Source organism: Streptomyces sp. NBC_00091, from assembly GCF_026343185.1.
Lineage (GTDB): Bacteria > Actinomycetota > Actinomycetes > Streptomycetales > Streptomycetaceae > Streptomyces.
The window spans coordinates 3195793-3213052 of the sequence record NZ_JAPEMA010000001.1; the positions used below are offsets into that span (position 1 = coordinate 3195793).

Below are 17260 nucleotides of genomic sequence, written 5' to 3' on the forward strand. Positions count from 1 at the left end.
GGGGGGTGCGTCAGAGCTTTTCGGGGGTGCGGATGCCCAGGAGGGACATGCCCTTCGTCAGGGTCCGCGCGGTCAGGTCGCACAGGAACAGGCGGTTCTCGCCCACGACCTGCTCCGGCTCCGGCTTGATGACCGGGCACTCGGTGTAGAAGGTCGTGAACAGCGAGGACAGCTGGTAGAGGTACGCCGCCACCTTGTGCGGGGCGTACTCCGCCGCGGCCTCGCCGATCAGCTCGCCGAAGGCGTCCAGGTGCAGGCCCAGCGCGCGCTCGGCCGGGGCCAGCTCCAGCTCCGGGTGCGCGGCCGGCTCGCGGTCGCCCGCCTTGCGCAGGATGGACCGGATGCGCGCGTAGGCGTACTGGAGGTAGACGGAGGTGTCGCCGTTGAGCGAGACCATCTGGTCCAGGTCGAACTTGTAGTCGCGCGCGGCGGAGGTGGACAGGTCCGCGTACTTGACCGCGCCGATGCCCACGTACTGGCCGTTCTCGACGATCTCCGCCTCCGTCAGGCCCACCTTCTCGGCCTTCTCGCGGACCACGGCCGTGGCCCGGTCGACGGCCTCGTCGAGGAGGTCCACCAGCCGCACCGTCTCGCCCTCACGCGTCTTGAACGGCTTGCCGTCCTTGCCGAGGACCGTGCCGAAGGCCAGCTGCACGGCCTTGACGTCCTCGTTCAGCCAGCCCGCCCGGCGGGCCGTCTCGAAGACCATCTTGAAGTGCAGCGACTGCCGCGCGTCCACCACGTAGATCAGGCTGGTCGCCGACAGCCCGGAGACGCGGTCGCGGATCGCCGAGAGGTCGGTGGCGGCGTAGCCGAAGCCGCCGTCGGACTTCTGGACGATCAGCGGGGTCGGGTTGCCGTCCGGGCCCTTGTACTCGTCGAAGAACACGCACAGCGCGCCGTTGGAGCGGACGGCGACGCCCGACTCCTCCAGCAGCTTGCAGGTCTCGACCAGCATGTCGTTGTAGCCGGACTCGCCGATCACGTCGGGGTCCTGGATGTCCATGTCCAGCTTGTTGAAGACGGAGTAGAAGTAGATCTTCGACTCGTCCACGAACCGCTGCCACATGGCCAGGGTCTGCGGGTCGCCGGCCTGGAGGTCCACCACCCGGGCGCGGGCGCGCGTCTTGAACTCCTCGTCGGAGTCGAAGAGGGCGCGCGAGGCCTTGTAGAGGCGGTTGAGGTTGGACATGGCCTCTTCGCCGGAGGCCTGCGTGTCCGAGTCGGCGGCGGCCTTGTGGTCCAGCTCGTGCGGGTGCTCCAGGAGGTACTGGATGAGCATGCCGAACTGGGTGCCCCAGTCGCCGATGTGGTGGCGGCGGATCACCGTCTCGCCCGTGAACTCCAGGATCTCCACCATCGCCGCGCCGATCACGGCGGAGCGCAGGTGGCCGACGTGCATCTCCTTGGCCACGTTGGGCTGCGCGTAGTCGATCACCGTGGTGCCGGCGGACGCGTTGAGCGGCACGCCGAGCCGGTCGTCGGCCGCGCGGGCGGCGAGCGTGCTGATGATCGCCCCGTCGGAGACGGTGATGTTGAGGAAGCCGGGGCCGGAGACCTCGACCTCCTTGATCACCCCGCCCTTGTCCAGGCCCTCGAGGACGGTCGCCGCCAGCTCGCGCGGGTTGGCCTTGGCCTTCTTCGCGAGGGCCAGGATGCCGTTGGCCTGGAAGTCGGCCCGGTCGCTTCGTCGCAGCAGCGGGTCGGCGGCACCGGCCTCCGGCAGGGCGGAGACGAGGGCGTCCGCGACGCGCTGTTCGACGGAGGAAGCGAGGGAAGGGACCGAGGCCATGAGCTGCCGTTCCTGTGAGGTTGCACGTGCGCGTGCACTTGGGTGTTCCGACAAGTGCCGAGTATCCCACGCGGAGGGTGCCCGGTTCCCGGGATATGGCCGCCCGTATCGCTGGGTGGAAGCAACCCCGGAGCGGCCCCTTCCGTCTGGGAGAATGGCCGAAGCCAGCATTCGAGATAGAAGGACGTGTCGTGGCTCAGAGCGCGCAGAGCAGCACAGAGACCGACTGGGTCTCCCGTTTCGCGGACGAGGTCATCGCCGAGGCGGAGCGCCGAGCCCCCGGCAAAGCGATCGTCGTCGCGTCCGGACTCTCCCCCTCCGGCCCGATCCACCTGGGCAACCTCCGCGAGGTCATGACCCCGCACCTGGTCGCGGACGAGATCCGCCGCCGGGGCCACGAGGTCCGCCACCTCATCTCCTGGGACGACTACGACCGGTACCGCAAGGTCCCCAAGGGCATCCCGGGCGTCACCGAGGAGTCCCACGCCCAGCACATCGGCCGCCCGCTGACCGCCGTGCCCGCCCCCGAGGGCTCCTCGTACCCGAACTGGGCCGAGCACTTCAAGGCCGCCATGGTCGAGGCCCTGGCCGAGCTGGGCGTCGAGTACGACCCGATCAGCCAGACCGAGCAGTACACCGCCGGTGCCTACCGCGAGCAGGTGCTGTTCGCGATGAAGCACCGCGGCGACATCGACGCGATCCTCGACCAGTACCGCACCAAGCAGAAGCCGGGCGGCAAGAAGCCCCAGCAGAAGCAGGTCGACGAGGCCGAGCTCGAGGCCGCCGAGGGCTCCGGCGCGGCCGCCGAGGACGACGGCAGCGCGGAGGGTACGGAGTACTTCCCGTACAAGCCGTACTGCGGCGCGTGCGGCAAGGACTTCACCAAGGTCACCTCGTACAACGACGAGACGACCGAGCTGACCTATGTCTGCACCGAGGATCTGAACACCGAGACCGTCAAGCTCAGCGAGTTCAACCGCGGCAAGCTGGTCTGGAAGGTCGACTGGCCCATGCGCTGGGCCTACGAGGGCGTGGTCTTCGAGCCCTCCGGCGTCGACCACTCCTCGCCCGGCTCCTCCTTCCAGGTCGGCGGCCAGATCGTGGGCATCTTCGGCGGCGAGCAGCCGATCGGACCGATGTACGCCTTCGTCGGCATCAGCGGCATGGCCAAGATGTCCTCCAGCAAGGGCGGGGTCCCGACCCCGGCCGACGCGCTGAAGATCATGGAGCCGCAGCTGCTGCGCTGGCTCTACGCCCGCCGCAAGCCCAACCAGTCCTTCAAGATCGCCTTCGACCAGGAGATCCAGCGCCTGTACGACGAGTGGGACAAGCTGGAGGCCAAGGTCGCCGACGGCTCCGTGCTGCCGGCCGACGCCGCCGCGCACGCCCGCGCCGTGCGCGTCGCCTCCCACGAGCTGCCCCGCACCCCGCGCCCGATGCCGTACCGCACCCTCGCGTCGGTCGTCGACATCACCGCCGGGCACGACGAGCAGACGCTGCGGATCCTGTCCGACCTGGACCCGTCCCAGCCGCTGACCTCCCTCGACGAGGTACGGCCGCGCCTGGACCGCGCCGAGAACTGGATCACCACCCAGGTCCCGGCCGACCAGCGCACCCTGGTCCGCGAGGACGCCGACACCGAGCTGCTGTCCTCCCTGGACGAGGCCGGGCGCGAGTCCCTGCGGCTGCTGCTGGAGGGCCTCGACTCGCACTGGTCGCTCGACGGGCTCACCACCCTCGTCTACGGCGTGCCGAAGGTGATGGCCGGGCTGGAGCCCGACGCCAAGCCGACGCCGGAGCTGAAGGTCGCGCAGCGCGAGTTCTTCGCCCTGCTCTACCGGCTGCTCGTGACCCGCGAGACCGGCCCGCGCCTGCCCACGCTGCTGCTCGCGGTGGGGGCGGAGCGGGTGCGCAAGCTGCTCGCGGCCTGACCCTGAGGTCATGAGGCCATGAGGTCATGAGGAAGGGCCCGTACCCCCCGGGGGGTACGGGCCCTTCCTCATGACCTGGTCAGGATGACCTGGTCAGGCGATGTGTTCGTTCTCCAGGTCGCGCTGGTAGCGCTGCTTCAGCTCCGGCATCAGCCGCTTGAGCGTGGCCGCGCTGCGCGGGTGCACGATCCCGAGCCGGTCGGCGAGGTGTATGTCCAGCTGCTCCGGGTTCGGGAACTGGGAGTACTCGTCGATGTAGGCCCGGAAGACCTCGTACGCGGCCTCCGCGAACTTCACCTCGTCGACGTCGGAGTCGGAGTCGGCGGTGGTGTTGGTGTCGGCGGTCTCGGCCGGTCCGGTGGGCTTGGCCGGCTCGGCCGGCTCCTCGGGGCCCGCCGGGGCCATGACCGGGGTCGGCTCCAGGCCCTCGACGTACTGGGGGTTGTAGCCGCCCTCGTACGCCGCCTGCGGGGCCAGCGGCGCCGCGAACCAGGCGCTGTCGTGCGCGGCCGGCATGGCGTTCGGTTCCACCGCGAAGGGCGCGGGCGCGGGGGCGGGCGCGGGGAGGCCGGCGGGCTGGGCGTCCTGCGGGCCGGCCTGCTGCGGCACCCCGGCGGCGACGGCCGCCGTACCGGCCTCCGCGGCCGCGGCCGGGGCCGGAGCGGGTGCGGCGGACGCCGCCGGCAGGGCCGGAGCCGTCTGCGCCCCCGGGACCTGGGCCGCAGCCACCGGAACCGCAGCCACCGGAACCGGAACCGCCGCAGCCGCCGGAGGCAGCAGCACCGGGTCGATGCCCGCCGCCGCCAGCCCCTCCGGGGCCGTCTGCGCCAGCGGCACGCCGATCCGGGCCAGCTTCAGCGGCATCAGCGCCTCCACCGGCGCCTTGCGCCGCCACGCCCGCCCGTACCGGGCCTGGAGCCGCGCCTGGTAGATCAGCCGGTCCTGCTCCATGCCGACCGCCTGCTCGTAGGAGCGCAGCTCCCACAGCTTCATCCGGCGCCACAGCTTGAAGGTGGGCAGGGGGGAGAGGAGCCAGCGGGTGATCCGCACCCCCTCCATGTGCCGGTCCGCGGTGATGTCCGCGATCCGGCCCACCGCGTGCCGGGCGGCCTCCACCGTCACCACGAACAGGATCGGGATCACGGCATGCATGCCGACACCCAGCGGGTCCGGCCAGGACGCCGCACCGTTGAAGGCGATCGTCGCCGCAGTCAGCAGCCACGCCGTCTGGCGCAGCAGGGGGAAGGGGATGCGCAGCCACGTCAGCAGCAGGTCCAGCGCCAGCAGTACGCAGATGCCCGCGTCGATGCCGATCGGGAACACCAGCGAGAAGCTGCCAAAGCCTTTCTGCAAGGCCAGCGCGCGCACCGCGGCGTACGAACCCGCGAAACCGATACCCGCGATGACCACGGCTCCGGCGACCACGACACCGATGAGTATCCGGTGCGTACGAGTCAGCTGCATCGCGGCCACCCGCGATCCCCTCCCCTTGACGAGCTACGGCAGGCACAGCGTACGGGTGACCACGCGTCATCCGTGCCGTAGGTCCCCTCCTATGGGCGGGACTACTGCGGGACTGCTGCGGGACTACTGCTGGGGCGAGGCCGACGCGGAAGCGGAAGCCGAAGCGGAGCCCGACGGGGCAGCCGACGGAGCCGCGCCCTCGTCCTTGTTGGCGGAGGCGACCGAGGCCACCGTCTCCTTGGCCGCGGTGATCGCGTCCTGGAGCAGCTTGCCCTGGTCCGGGGCGCCGGCGCCCTCGTAGGCGGCACCGTTGAAGTCGAGCGTGACCACGACGTTCTCGGAGCGGACCACGATGGTGTTGTTGAAGAAGTCGACGTCCTTCTTCACGCCGTAGACCACGGAGGTGGCCTGGTCGCCGATCCCGCCGGCCTGCTCCACCTTGACGTCGTGCGCGCCCTCGGCGGTCTTCGCCAGCTCGAGCTGCTTGGTGTACTGGTCCTCCGCGCGCTTGTTGCCGCTGCCGAGGGAGGCGTGCGAGTCGTAGCGGACCAGGGAGACCGAGAGCCAGCGGTACTGCGAGCCCTTCACGCCGTCCGTGTCGAGGCCGTTCCAGGAGCAGCTGGCGCGGTTGGACAGGTCGTTCGACTTGGCCGCCGTGCCGTTCTTGTCCTTCGCCTCGGGGACGAGCGAGTCGATGGTCTTGCCGGCCAGCGCCTTGCAGGGGTCGGGCAGCTTCGCGAACGCCACCTTCTCCAGCGGGGCCGAAGGCTTCGTGCTCGGCTTGGCGGGCGAGGAGGCGCCGGACTTCTTGCCGGAGTCCGAGCCACCCGAGGACTTGCCCGAGTCGGAGGAGCAACCGGCGACGGTGAGGATCACCGGGACGGCTGCGCAGGCGAGAACGCGGGTGAGGCGCGAGGCTGATCGGTGCATGTTTCCTTCAGACGTTGGGGGCTACTACGGGGCGCGTTACGGGCGCGGGACCCGAGCAACGGTAGCCCGACCGGGCGCCCGCCTGCTGTGCGCGCCGTCACGCGGGGCGTGCGCGCCCCCTGGGGGCGGGGCCGTCACTCGTTGAAACGCTCGACCAGGGCCTGCGCCAATTGACGCGCCTTGTCCTGCGTTTCCGCACTTGAGGGGACCGTGCCCGGGGCGGAGGGCTGCACGCTGTACTCGACGGTGACGAGGACGTTCGAGGTACGGAACACAATCCGCACGGTCCGCGCCTGGGCGGCGGTGGCGCCGGCCGCGCTGAGCTTGTCGTCGATGTACGCCTCGTTGCCGAGCCCCTCCAGGACGCGCGAGCCGAGCTCGGGCGGGGCCGTGGGGGAGGGCGGGGCGGAGACGGAAGCGGAGGCGGATCCGGAGGCCGGGGCGGACGCGGCCGGCGAGGGCGCCCCGCTCCCGCCCCCGCCGCCGGGAGCCGCACTGGGACTCGTACTCGCACTGCCGCCGGCGCCCGGGCTGGGGCTCGTGGCCGGACCCGGGAAGGGAAGGTGCGCGTCGGTGAGCCGGCGGACGTACACCTGGTGGGCCTTGTCGTCGTCGCTCGCCGCCGCGCGGTCGTAGGAGACCACGCGCTCGAAGGTGACCGACAGCAGCAGGTTCCCCTCGGGCGCCTGCGCGTTCCAGCGGCAGCCGACGTGCCGGTCGCCGTCGTACGAGGCGTCCGCGGTCCCGGCGTAGAGCTGCTCGCGCTGCTCGGTGGTGAGGGAATCGGTGGCCGGGAGCATGGCCTTGAGCCGCTTGGGATCCGCCGCCTTGCAGGGCTGGGGCAGGATGCGGTACTTGCCTGGCTGCGCGGGCGCGGCGGTGCTCCCGCTGCCCTTCTGGTCGCTGCTGATCCCGATGCCGTTGCCGTCGGTGCATCCGGCGAGCCCGGTCACGCCGGCCGCGAGTGCGGTGACCATCGCGATGCCCGGCAGGACTCGGCGACGTACCGGCCTTCGCTCCACGTCCACTGGCTCCCCTTGGCTCACTTGGGAAAATCCGTTGCCGCGACTTGGGCACGGATGGACACAATGTCTATCGCACACGCTGGTGCCGGCGCCGGTTCCCTGTCTGGTTTGGGGGTATGAGCGCGGCCTTTTCGCGTATTCGTACTTTCATCGGTTTTCGGGGGATTGACGTCTTATGTCGTATGTAGAGGTACCTGGGGCGAACGTCCCGATCCGGATGTGGACGGACCCGGCGTCCGTCGAGGACAGCGCGATGCGGCAGTTGCAGAACACCGCCGGGCTGCCGTGGATCAAGGGCCTGGCCGTGATGCCGGACGTGCACTACGGCAAGGGCGCCACGGTCGGCTCGGTCATCGCGATGAAGGACGCGGTCTGCCCGGCGGCGGTAGGCGTCGACATCGGCTGCGGCATGTCGGCGGTCAAGACCTCCCTGACGGCGAACGACCTCCCGGGGGACCTCTCGAGGCTGCGCTCGCGCATCGAGCAGGCGATTCCGGTGGGGGCCGGGATGCACAGGGAGGCGGTGGACCCGGGGCGGCTGTACGGCTTCTCGGAGGCGGGGTTCGGGGACCTGTGGGAGCGGTTCGACTATGTCGCGGACGCGGTGAAGTTCCGGCGGGAACGGGCGCTGCGGCAAACCGGAACCCTCGGGTCCGGAAATCACTTTTGGGAACTTTGTGTCGATATCTCCGATTCGGTGTGGATCATGCTGCACTCGGGATCGCGGAACATCGGCAACGAGTTGGCGGATTTCCACATCAACGTCGCCCGGGGGCTCGCGCACAACCAGGGCTTGGTCGACCGTGACCTGGCGGTATTCCTCGCGGCGACCCCCGAGATGGAGGCGTACCGCAATGACCTCTTCTGGGCCCAGGAATACGCGCAGTACAACCGCGCCGTGATGATGAGCCTTTCCAAGGAGGTCATCCGGAGGGAGTTCCGGAAGGCGAAGGTCTCCTTCGGGCAGGAGATCAGCTGCCACCACAACTACGTAGCGGAGGAGCGGTACGACGGCATGGACCTGCTGGTCACGCGTAAGGGTGCGATCCGCGCCGGCGGCGGTGAATACGGGATCATCCCGGGCTCGATGGGCACGGGGTCCTACATCGTGAAGGGGCTCGGCAACGAGAAGTCCTTCAACTCCGCCTCGCACGGCGCGGGCCGGAAGATGAGCCGGACGGCGGCGAAGAAGCGGTTCTCGGCGAGCGACCTGGCGGAGCAGACCCGGGGCGTGGAGTGCCGTAAGGACTCCGGCGTTGTGGACGAGATCCCGGCCGCGTACAAGTCGATCGAGCAGGTCATCGACCAGCAGACCGACCTGGTGCAGGTCGTGGCGAAGCTCAAGCAGGTCATCTGCGTCAAGGGCTGATGGGTGGGGGGTAGTGCAGAGGGGCCCGGACCGCCTGCGGTCCGGGCCCCTCTGCACTACCCCACGTCTAGATCCGCCCGGTTTGCAGGCGCCACAGCCGCAGGGCGCAGCCCTTCTTGGTGCGGTCCAGGGCGACGCTGGCGGCGGTGGGGTCGTTCAGTTGTAGTAGTTCCTGGTCTTCCCGTGCGGTCCAGGGGCGCCGCGGTGATGCGACCTTCATGTCTGCGGGGCGTACCCAGGTCTGGATCGCGTCCGCCCTCCCGTGCTTGCTTTCGAGGGCGAGGCATCCGTCGTAGTAGAAGTGCGCGGCGAGTTGTTGTGCCGCCTCGCTGTAGTAGCAGACGTTGTAGACGCCATCTCGCGTGTTGCGTGAGGTGATGCGCTGTTTTCCGGAGACCTTCTTGCCGTAGTGGCAGAGGTAGGCCGCGATCGCAGTGCTGGCTGATGTCAGCGAGAGGAAGGGGATTCCCTTGGCGGTCCAGCCGAGGGATCCGTCCGCGTCGATGATTCCGCGGAGGTAGTCGCGGCGTGAGAAGTCCGTCCGGGGTGGCTTGATGCTGAGGGACTTCTTCCCGTAGGGGATCCCGAGCTCGTTGACGATGGTCCTCGCTTCGAGCGAGGAGACCGACCAGGTTGCCGAGTGGTGAGTCTCGGCGAAGTTCGTGCTGCGGACTCGCTCGGTTATGGAGCTGTAGTACGGCGTGAGCTGCTGGAACTCGCGGAGGATGTGGATGTCGCGCGCGTTGATCTCGACGGTGAGCTTGCCCTTTTGTCCCCTGCCCTGCGCGAGGTGTCCGTCGGTCTGGAGGAAACCGAACATGTAGGCGTAGCGGGGGTCTTGGAGGTCCATGAAGCGCGCGGGGGCGCTAGGGTCCTGTTCAGCCATGGGGAAGTGCCTTTCCTTGTCGGTGAGGCCTTCGGCTGGGACTGCCATCCCGGCCGAGGGCCGTTCGTTCTGTCACCGAACGTAGGGTTCGACTTTCAGTGGCTTCGGCCCTTTTGTTGCCCTTCACTCGAACGTGTGACGGAATATTTCATTCCGGGCGGGTCCGGCGAGTGCTGACGCGCGTGTGCCGTGCCCGGGAGGATCCGGGCACGGCACAGGTCGTTCGTCAGCGGGATCCTGGCGGGGTCAGGAGCCCTTGGTGCTCTTCTCGAGTCCCTTTTCGGCGTTCCTGAGGGGGAGCGGTCCACTGGGGATGTCGACGATGTTCACCAGGCGCCAGCGCCTCACGTCCGTGACGGGGGTACCGCAGTTGAGTTCCGTCCCGTTGGAGAGGCACTGGAGCTCGTAGGTGGTCCCGGCCGTGGTCAGGACCTTGATGTTCGTGATCCGACCCAGGGACGAGATGGTGGCGGAGCAGACCGTGGCCGGGTTCGGGTAGCCGGGGTTCTGCGCGACCGTGGTGATGTCCTCGCGGCGGTAGTCACCGTCCGTGTTGTCGTCCCGGTGGCCCGCGTACGCGACTCCGTCGATCAGGAAGACGCTGAATTCCTCGGTGCTGTTGGAGAGGATGGAGTCGATGTCGTTGCCGCACCCGCTGGTTCCGGGGGGCCCGGGGGTGCCCGGGGTGCCGGGCGCGCCGGGGGTGCCGTCGCGGCCGTCTCGGCCGTCTCGGCCGTCGTGGCCGGGGGTGCCGGGGGCTCCGGGGGCTCCGGGAGGTCCGGGAGGGCCGGGCTTGCCCTCGCACTTGTCCTTGCGGGGGCTGGTTGTGGCGCCCTTGACGTCGGGGTCGTCGTAGTCGCTGTCCCCGCACTTGTCGCTGCCCTGCGCGGCCACCGTGGCCGACTGCGGCGTCCCGGTGTCCGCCAGCGCGGGGGTGGCGAAGGCGAGCATCGCGATGGCCGTGGATGCCACCGCGCCGCCGGCGAGCCACCTGCTCTGCCGCGGAAGCGGGCCCATACGGGACGGTGTCCTTGTCTCAGGACTCATGTGTGCTGCTCCTCGTGGAACCGGATGGTCTGAGCTCGAGGCGTGGTGGCCTCGTTCCGGCATCTTTCGGGGAGCGGGCGCGGTGCGGCGGGAGGCGCGAGGTCCGATCATCACATCGGTGTCATTAATGGAGCCGACCGGCCGAATGCGCGTCGTGGGTCAGGCCTCGTCTCCGTCGAGGAGGCGGTCCACGGGCAGTTCGAGGCTGATGCCGATGGACTCGGGGAGGGGGACGGACGTGCCGCGTTTGAAGGCCTTGCGCGACCGGTACTCGCCGCTGCGGGGGTCGGTGTAGAGGACGGCCTCGTCGTGGCGGCGGTCGGCAACCAGGTAGACCGGGATGCCGGCCTGGGCGTAGCAGTCGACTTTGACGCCCAGGTCGTCGGACCAGTTGGACGAGGTGATCTCCAGGACCAGGCGGAAGGCGTGCGGCGCGAAGTAGTTCTTCTCGACGTGTGCGTCGCGATAGTCGGCCTCGAGGAGTGAGAGGTCCGGGATCGCGAAGTCGTTCGGTCCTGAGGGCAGCCACAGGCCGATGCCCTGGAGGTACTTGAGCCCCGCTCGTCGCGCCCCGGCTGCGGAGAATTCCTCGATGAGCCAGGTCAAGGACTCGGCATGAGCCCCGTCGGGGGGTGGTGTCACGGTGAGCCTCCCTTGGAGAATCTCCACTCGGTGCCCGGGAAGCTCCCTTGAGAGTCGATCGGCGGCCTCCGCGATCGTGGTCTCGTGCTGTATCACGGCCATAGCTTCCTCCTTTTCGTGACTCATGCTTTCGGAGCGTATCGGGGCCCGCTGACAATGCGTGCGGATTCACCCATACGGGCTCTGGAGGGGTGCGGGGGGCCAACTTCCGCTTGGGGGGAGGGGGTTGACGGGTTTGGTTGGTCTAGACCAGGGTGTGCGGCATGGGGAGATCTCGCGTGTTTCTTGCCGCGCTCGCGTCGTTGTCGCTCGTTCTCGGGGCCGCCGGGTCCGCGCAGGCCGGGGTGGGGTTGCCGCCCGTCGTGTCGCATGTGCCGACCGAGGAGAAGGTCGTGTTCATCACCATCGACGACGGGTGGAATCACGATGCCGAGGCCGCCCGGATCCTGCTGGAGAAGCGGGTGCCGGTGTCGTTGTTCCTGCTGCCCGGGGCGACCTCGTACGACACCGCCTACTTCACGGGGCTGGTCGAGCAGGGCCGGGCCACCGTGGAGAACCACACCGTGAACCATCCGGACCTGACCACCCTCGACGCCGCCGGGAAGGACGCCGAGGTGTGCGGGGCCGGGGAGCGGCTGGCCGCGGCCTTCGGGAGGACGCCGAAGCTGCTGCGGCCGCCGTACGGGGCGGTGAACGACGACGTCCGGCTGGCGGCGAAGGCGTGCGGGGTGAAGGCACTCGTGACGTGGACGTACGACTTCACCACCTGGAGCGGGACGCCGGCCACGCCGCGGCTGAAGGCCGGGGACATCGTGCTGCTGCACTTCACGCCGACGCTGGCGGCGGATCTCCAGCGGGCGCTGGACGCGGCGAGGGCCGCCGGCCTGAAGCCGGCGGCCCTCTTGCCGCACCTGAAGGCGGCGGGGATGGTTCCGTAGCCGGGTCTACAGCTCGCGGTGGACCTTGGTGTTCGAGGCCTGGGCGCGGGGGCGGACCACCAGGAGGTCGATGTTGACGTGGCTGGGGCGGGTCACCGCCCAGGTGATGGTGTCGGCCACGTCGTCGGCGGAGAGGGGGTGCGCGACGCCCTCGTAGACCTTCTCGGCCTTGGTGGCGTCCCCGCGGAAGCGGGTCTTGGCGAACTCCTCGGTCTTGACCATGCCGGGGGCGATCTCGATGACGCGGACCGGCTGGCCGACGATCTCCAGGCGGAGGGTCTCGGCGAGGACGCGGGCGCCGTTCTTGGCGGCGACGTAGCCGGCGCCGCCCTCGTAGGTGGAGTGGCCGGCGGTGGAGGAGAGCACGACGACCGTGCCGTCGCCGGAGGCGATGAGCGCGGGCAGCAGCGCCTGGGTGAGGTTGAGGGTGCCGATGACGTTGACCTCGTACATCGTGCGCCAGTCGTCCGGGTCGCCGGTGGCGACGGGCTCGGCGCCGATGGCGCCGCCGGCGTTGTTGACGAGTACGTCGCAGCGCTCGAGGGAGGCGGCGAAGGCGTCGACGGCGGGCCGGTCGGTGACGTCGAGGGCGTGGGCGGTGGCCTCGTGGCCGGCGTCGGTGATCTCGGCGGCGAGGGCCTCGATGCGGTCCTTGCGGCGGGCGGTGAGGACGACGTGGTAGCCGGCCGCGGCGAGCTGCCGGGCGGTGGCCGCGCCGATTCCGCTGCTCGCGCCGGTGACTACGGCGGTTCGGGTGGCCGTGCGCGTGCTCATGGGCGGGGCTCCTCGTTCGGTCGCGGGGGTCGCCCGCCGGCTCGGTCGTTCGTACGGGCGATGGTTCGTACGGGCGATTGCTCGCCAGCATAGGCGGGGTGGGCGGGGGTGCCCCAGGCGAGGGATCCGGTGCGGGCGGATGGGGGAGGGCTCGCCCTCGTTCGTGTGATGGTCCGATCAGCCGGTGGGCGGGGTGGCTACGGTCCGCGCGAGGAGGTGGTGGCGGTGCGCGGTGGTGCCGTAGGCGGTGTGGTGGTGGCGGGCTTGCTGGTGCTGAGCGGGGCCGGGCCGGCGGGTGCCTGGGCCGGCCCGGAGGCCGATGTGGCCTACCACGGACGGGTGCGGCTGGCCCAGGGGCAGCTGCGGGTGTGGATGGTGCCGCAGAACGAGGGGCCGTCGGCGGTGCCGAACGCGACGGTGCGGGTGCGGCTGTCGGCGGACCTCGCCGACCGGCAGGAGCTGGCCGGGGGGTGTGCGCGGGTGGGCCGGCGGGAGGTGGTGTGCGAGACGGGCGCGCTGCCGGAGCACGGGCGGGGGCGGCACATCGGGCTGGTGCTGGAGCTGCGGGACCGCCCCGCGGAGGTGGCGGTGCGGATCGACACCTGGTGGGACGGGGGCGCGACGGACCGGAACCGCGCCAACAACGAGCACGTGGTGCTGGCGCTGGACACGGGTGACCCCTACGCCTTCTGAGCCCCGCCGCTGCCGGGGAGCAGCCAGCCGGCGACGGCCGAGGCGATCTCGGCGTCGTCGGCCCGGGGTGCGCTCCAGGCGATGTACCCGTCGGGGCGTACGAGGACGCAGGCGGTACGCCGTTCCGTGGCCCAGTGGTGGTGCGCGAGGGGGGTTCCGGGCGGGGTGGCCGCGCCGGGCGGGGTGATGAGGACGAAGCCGCCGGCGCGCAGGGCCTCGTACAGGCGGGTGGCGTGCGGGGCCTGTGGGGCCGGTGAGGCCTGCGGGGCGGGTGCGAGGGGGACGTCGGGGGCGCGCCGGCCGGCGGGGGTGGGGCGGCGGGTGCCGGGCGGGGGCGGGTAGGCGATGCCGATGCCGGAGACGAGGCCGAGCGCCCGGTCCTGGGCGGGGCCGAGGCGGGCGAGGAGGCCTGCGCCGAGGCGGCGGGCGGTGCGCAGGGCGGAGTTGTCTGTGATGACGGCGCGGACGAGGGCGCCGCTGATCCGCAGGACGAGGCGGCCGACGGGGTGGCGTTCGCGGTGGTAGCTGTCGAGGAGGGCTTCGGGGTCGGGGGTCTGGCCGTGGAGGACGGCGGCGAGCTTCCAGGAGAGGTTGGCGGCGTCCTGGAGCCCGGTGTTCATGCCGAGGCCGCCGGCGGGGGAGTGGACGTGGGCGGCGTCGCCGGCGAGGAAGACGCGGCCGACGCGGTAGTGGGGGACCTGGCGTTCGTCGCTGTGGAAGCGGGACATCCAGCGGGGGTCGTGCATGCCGTGGTCGGTGCCGAGGGCGGCGCGGGTGAGGGCGCGCAGTTCGTCGAGGTCGACGGGGTCGGTGTCCTGTGCGCGGCCGTCGGGGCTCCAGGCGATGGCGCGGTACCAGCCGTCGCCGAAGGGGACGAGGAAGGCGAAGGCCTCGGCGGTGCCGTTGGCGGTGAGGGTGTCCTCGGGCGGGTCGGTCAGGCGGATGTCGGCCAGGACCATGGAGCGGACGACGGCCCGGCCGGGGAAGGGGAGGCCGAGGCGGTCGCGGACGGTGGAGCGGACGCCGTCGGCGCCGACGACGTGGCGGGCGTGGATCCGGCGGCGGGCGCCTTGCGGGTCTTGTGGCTCTTGTCCGTCTACTACGTCTGCGGCGTCGTCTACGTCTCGTGCGTCTTGGACGTCGAGGGTGACCGTTTCGCGGTCCTGGCGAAGGCCGATGACCTGACAGTCGTACTGGATGTCCACCCCTGTGGACAACGCGCGACGCTCCAGCAGTTTCTCTGTCTCATATTGAGGGGTGATGAGGACGAAGGGGTAGCGGGAGCGCAGCCGTTGAAGGGAGAGGGCCATGCCAGCGAAGGGGCGCAGCCGGTCGATCCGCCGGCCGGTGGAGACGAGTTCGTCGGCGAGTCCGCGTGCGTCGAGCAGTTCGAGGGTGCGGGCGTGCACGGCGAAGGCGCGGGTGAGGTTGGCGGCCGTGCGGGGCCGGCGTTCGAGGAGGGTGACGGAGAGTCCGGTGGCGGCGAGGTCGCCGGCGATCAGGAGCCCGGTGGGTCCTGCGCCGACGACGGCCACGTCGAAGACCTCGGTGGTGCCGGGGGTGTTGTCCTCAGCGGCAGTCATGTCGGAAAAGTCTGCCAGCCGGGGGCCTCCGGCGGGGGCTGTTACACGGTGGCTCCGTTGCCGAATTCGGCCATCGCGTCGCCGACGATCCGTTCCAGGCGGGAGTGGTGGGCGCCGCGCCAGTAGACGCGCTCGCAGTCGGTGCACTGCGCGAAGACGTCGTACGAGCGCTGCGTGCCGTGCTCCAGCCGGTCGCCCACGCTGTCCTTGTCGGCTTCCTGGAGCGGGCCGTTGCAGGCGGTGCAGCGGGTCCAGGGCGCGAGGGTGGGGGCGAAGCGGCCGAGGACGTCGCGCAGTTGGTCGTCCGGGTTGTCGCTGTAGACGTACGCCCCGGCGAAGATCTCGCGGCGGCGCAGCAGGCCGCGGTCGCGGGAGAGCAGGACGCGGCGCTCGGCGGCGGAGCGGGTGGCGAGGGCGGGGTCGCCGATGTCCTCGTTCTCGTAGGCGGCGTCGACGCCGAGCAGGCGCAGGCGGCGGGCGAGGGTGCCGAGGTGGACGTCGAGGAGGAAGCGCAGCGGGGCGCCCGGGATCTGCTGGGGCCGGTCCACGCCGAACACCTCGACGGACTCGCCTGCTTGGGGCACGTACGAGACCGGTACCTCCTGGCCGTCGACGAGCAGGCGGCCCACTTCGGTGAGCGGGACGCCGGCCGATTCGACGACGTGTCCGAGGCTGGAGGCGCCGTCGGTGGCGGTCGGAACGCGGTCCGCGCGCCGGCTGGGCGGGGCGAAGAGGCGCAGTTCGGGGGCGAGGGTGAGTTCAATGCCGGGACCGTTCACCGGATTTCTCCCAGGAAGCCCTGGGCTTCAGCCCGGGGGGAAATGGGTCCCTGGGGCGGAGCCGCGTAGCGGCGGAGTTCGTTGCACATCTGCTCTGACCTGCACTCTCTTTCGTTGTCAGTGGCGGGTGTTACGTTCCGGTCATGTCGACAGCAGCGATGGTCGAGGGGGAGGCCGGGCATGCCCGGTACACCTTCCGGCTTCGTGTGTCGTCTACCGCGCTGGCCTGGCTTGAGGCGGAGTGGGCGCGGTGCCGGTGGGTGTGGAACGAGTGTGTGGCGATGTCCCGCAAGGTCCACGCCCACAACAAGACGGCCGGCGAGAAGGTGACGTGCGGTCCGTCGCAGCTCGACAAGATGCTGACCGGGGCCCGACGCTCGATGGCGTGGCTGCGGGCAGGAAGCAGCGTTCCGCAGCAGCAGATCATCCGGGACTTCGCCAAGTCCCGCGCGAAGGCCCTGAAGGACGTCAAAGCGCGGGTGCCGGTGCGGCAGCGTGCCGGGATGCCGAAGCACAAGAAGAAGCGTGAGTCGGCTCCCACGCTCAACTACACGCAGCGCGGCTTCCGGCTCAAGGACGGCCGTCTGCACCTGGCCGGGGGCATCAGCGTGACCGTCGTCTGGTCGCGGGACCTGCCCGAGCCTCCGTCGTCGGTACGCGTCTACCGCGACAGCCTCGGCCACTGGTACGCCAGCTTCGTCGTCCCCACGACCATCGAGACACTGCCCTCCACCGGGGCGGTGATCGGTATCGACTGGGGCGTGAGCGAGACCGCGACCACCACGTCCGACGACCACGACCTGCCCCACGCCCAGCACGGGAAGAGTGCCTCCGCGAGGCTGGCGCGCTACCAGCGGATGATGGCCCGCCGCCGCGCACCCAGGGGCAAGGTCCAGTCGAAGGGCTATCGCGCGGCGCGGCGGCAGGCGGCGAAGGCGCACAAGAAGGTGGTCCGGCAGCGTCAGGACACTGCCCGCAAGTGGGCCAAGAAGGTGGTCCGCGACCACGACGCGCTCGCCGTCGAGGACTTCAAGCCGAAGTTCCTCGCCAAGTCCACCATGGCCCGTAAAGCGGCAGACGCCGCGATCGGCGCCACGAAGAGGGCCTTGATCGAGATGGGCCGCAAGCACGGCCGTGCCGTGCACCTGGTCCACCCCGCGCACACCACCATGGACTGCGCCAAGTGCGGAGCGAGAACCAAGCACGCACTACCCCTCTCGGAACGAACCTACTCGTGCACCGCGTGCGGAGCCGTGTCTCCCAGGGACAAGAACTCCGCCCGCCTCATGCTCGTCCGGGCTGGTCTCAACCCGGCTGGTGCTGACCGTGTAAGAGCTTGCGGACCGCAGGTCCGCAGCCGACGTGAGCCAGGAATCCCCTCCCTTTAGGGAGGGGAGGATTCAAGGT

At 70.5% G+C, this 17260-nt stretch carries 15 protein-coding genes; 5 read left to right on the top strand and 10 right to left on the bottom strand.

From position 1 onward, the window contains the following. Window positions 1-10: 10 nt before the first annotated feature. On the bottom strand, window positions 11-1792 hold the full coding sequence (gene argS, locus OOK34_RS14850) for an arginine--tRNA ligase (RefSeq protein ID WP_267034342.1): 1782 nt from the start codon (window positions 1790-1792) through the stop codon (window positions 11-13). Window positions 1793-1983: 191 nt separating this feature from the next. Between argS and lysS the strand changes: the two genes are divergently transcribed. Further along, window positions 1984-3723, top strand: a complete 1740-nt coding sequence (gene lysS / locus OOK34_RS14855) for a lysine--tRNA ligase (RefSeq protein ID WP_267034343.1) — start codon at window positions 1984-1986, stop codon at window positions 3721-3723. 93 nt (window positions 3724-3816) lie between these two features. Here lysS and OOK34_RS14860 read toward each other — a convergent pair whose 3' ends face one another. The 3 genes from OOK34_RS14860 to OOK34_RS14870 form a co-directional block, all read right to left on the bottom strand. Continuing rightward, a complete protein-coding gene (locus tag OOK34_RS14860) occupies window positions 3817-5196 on the bottom strand; it encodes a DUF2637 domain-containing protein (protein WP_267034344.1) in 1380 nt (459 codons plus the stop codon). 114 nt (window positions 5197-5310) lie between these two features. After that, window positions 5311-6117: a DUF3558 family protein gene (locus tag OOK34_RS14865; RefSeq protein ID WP_267034345.1), complete on the bottom strand. Its 807-nt coding sequence runs from the start codon at window positions 6115-6117 to the stop codon at window positions 5311-5313. Between the two features lie 134 nt (window positions 6118-6251). Further along, a complete protein-coding gene (locus OOK34_RS14870; RefSeq protein WP_267034346.1) occupies window positions 6252-7139 on the bottom strand; it encodes a DUF3558 domain-containing protein in 888 nt (295 codons plus the stop codon). A 178-nt stretch (window positions 7140-7317) separates the two neighbouring features. On the opposite strand from OOK34_RS14870, the gene OOK34_RS14875 reads away from it, so the two are divergent. Next, the gene (locus OOK34_RS14875; RefSeq protein WP_267034347.1) at window positions 7318-8511 is read left to right on the top strand and encodes an RtcB family protein; all 1194 of its coding nucleotides are present in this window, start codon (window positions 7318-7320) and stop codon (window positions 8509-8511) included. A gap of 67 nt (window positions 8512-8578) precedes the next feature. Here the strand turns inward: OOK34_RS14875 and OOK34_RS14880 are convergent, their stop codons facing one another. The 3 genes from OOK34_RS14880 to OOK34_RS14890 form a co-directional block, all read right to left on the bottom strand. Next, window positions 8579-9397, bottom strand: a complete 819-nt coding sequence (locus OOK34_RS14880; protein WP_267034348.1) for a hypothetical protein — start codon at window positions 9395-9397, stop codon at window positions 8579-8581. A gap of 246 nt (window positions 9398-9643) precedes the next feature. Further along, entirely contained in the window at window positions 9644-10414 is a 771-nt protein-coding gene (locus OOK34_RS14885) for a hypothetical protein (protein WP_267034349.1), read from the bottom strand. A 189-nt stretch (window positions 10415-10603) separates the two neighbouring features. Beyond that, window positions 10604-11086 (bottom strand): Uma2 family endonuclease, encoded by a 483-nt coding sequence (locus OOK34_RS14890; protein WP_267034350.1) that lies wholly within the window; start codon window positions 11084-11086, stop codon window positions 10604-10606. A gap of 278 nt (window positions 11087-11364) precedes the next feature. On the opposite strand from OOK34_RS14890, the gene OOK34_RS14895 reads away from it, so the two are divergent. Then, a complete protein-coding gene (locus OOK34_RS14895) occupies window positions 11365-12024 on the top strand; it encodes a polysaccharide deacetylase family protein (RefSeq protein ID WP_267034351.1) in 660 nt (219 codons plus the stop codon). A gap of 6 nt (window positions 12025-12030) precedes the next feature. Here OOK34_RS14895 and OOK34_RS14900 read toward each other — a convergent pair whose 3' ends face one another. Continuing rightward, a complete protein-coding gene (locus tag OOK34_RS14900; RefSeq protein WP_267034352.1) occupies window positions 12031-12798 on the bottom strand; it encodes an SDR family NAD(P)-dependent oxidoreductase in 768 nt (255 codons plus the stop codon). A 168-nt stretch (window positions 12799-12966) separates the two neighbouring features. Between OOK34_RS14900 and OOK34_RS14905 the strand changes: the two genes are divergently transcribed. After that, the gene (locus OOK34_RS14905; RefSeq protein WP_267034353.1) at window positions 12967-13491 is read left to right on the top strand and encodes a hypothetical protein; all 525 of its coding nucleotides are present in this window, start codon (window positions 12967-12969) and stop codon (window positions 13489-13491) included. On the opposite strand, the gene OOK34_RS14910 is transcribed toward OOK34_RS14905, so the two are convergent. Beyond that, entirely contained in the window at window positions 13479-15074 is a 1596-nt protein-coding gene (locus tag OOK34_RS14910) for an FAD-dependent oxidoreductase (protein WP_267034354.1), read from the bottom strand. The two genes, OOK34_RS14905 and OOK34_RS14910, sit on opposite strands and share 13 nt — an antisense overlap. A gap of 41 nt (window positions 15075-15115) precedes the next feature. Further along, window positions 15116-15853: a Mut7-C RNAse domain-containing protein gene (locus tag OOK34_RS14915; RefSeq protein WP_267034355.1), complete on the bottom strand. Its 738-nt coding sequence runs from the start codon at window positions 15851-15853 to the stop codon at window positions 15116-15118. A gap of 143 nt (window positions 15854-15996) precedes the next feature. Here OOK34_RS14915 and OOK34_RS14920 point away from each other — a divergent pair, with 143 nt between their 5' ends. After that, window positions 15997-17241, top strand: coding sequence for a transposase (locus tag OOK34_RS14920; RefSeq protein WP_267034356.1), 1245 nt, complete (start codon window positions 15997-15999; stop codon window positions 17239-17241). The last annotated feature ends 19 nt before the right edge of the window (window positions 17242-17260 follow it).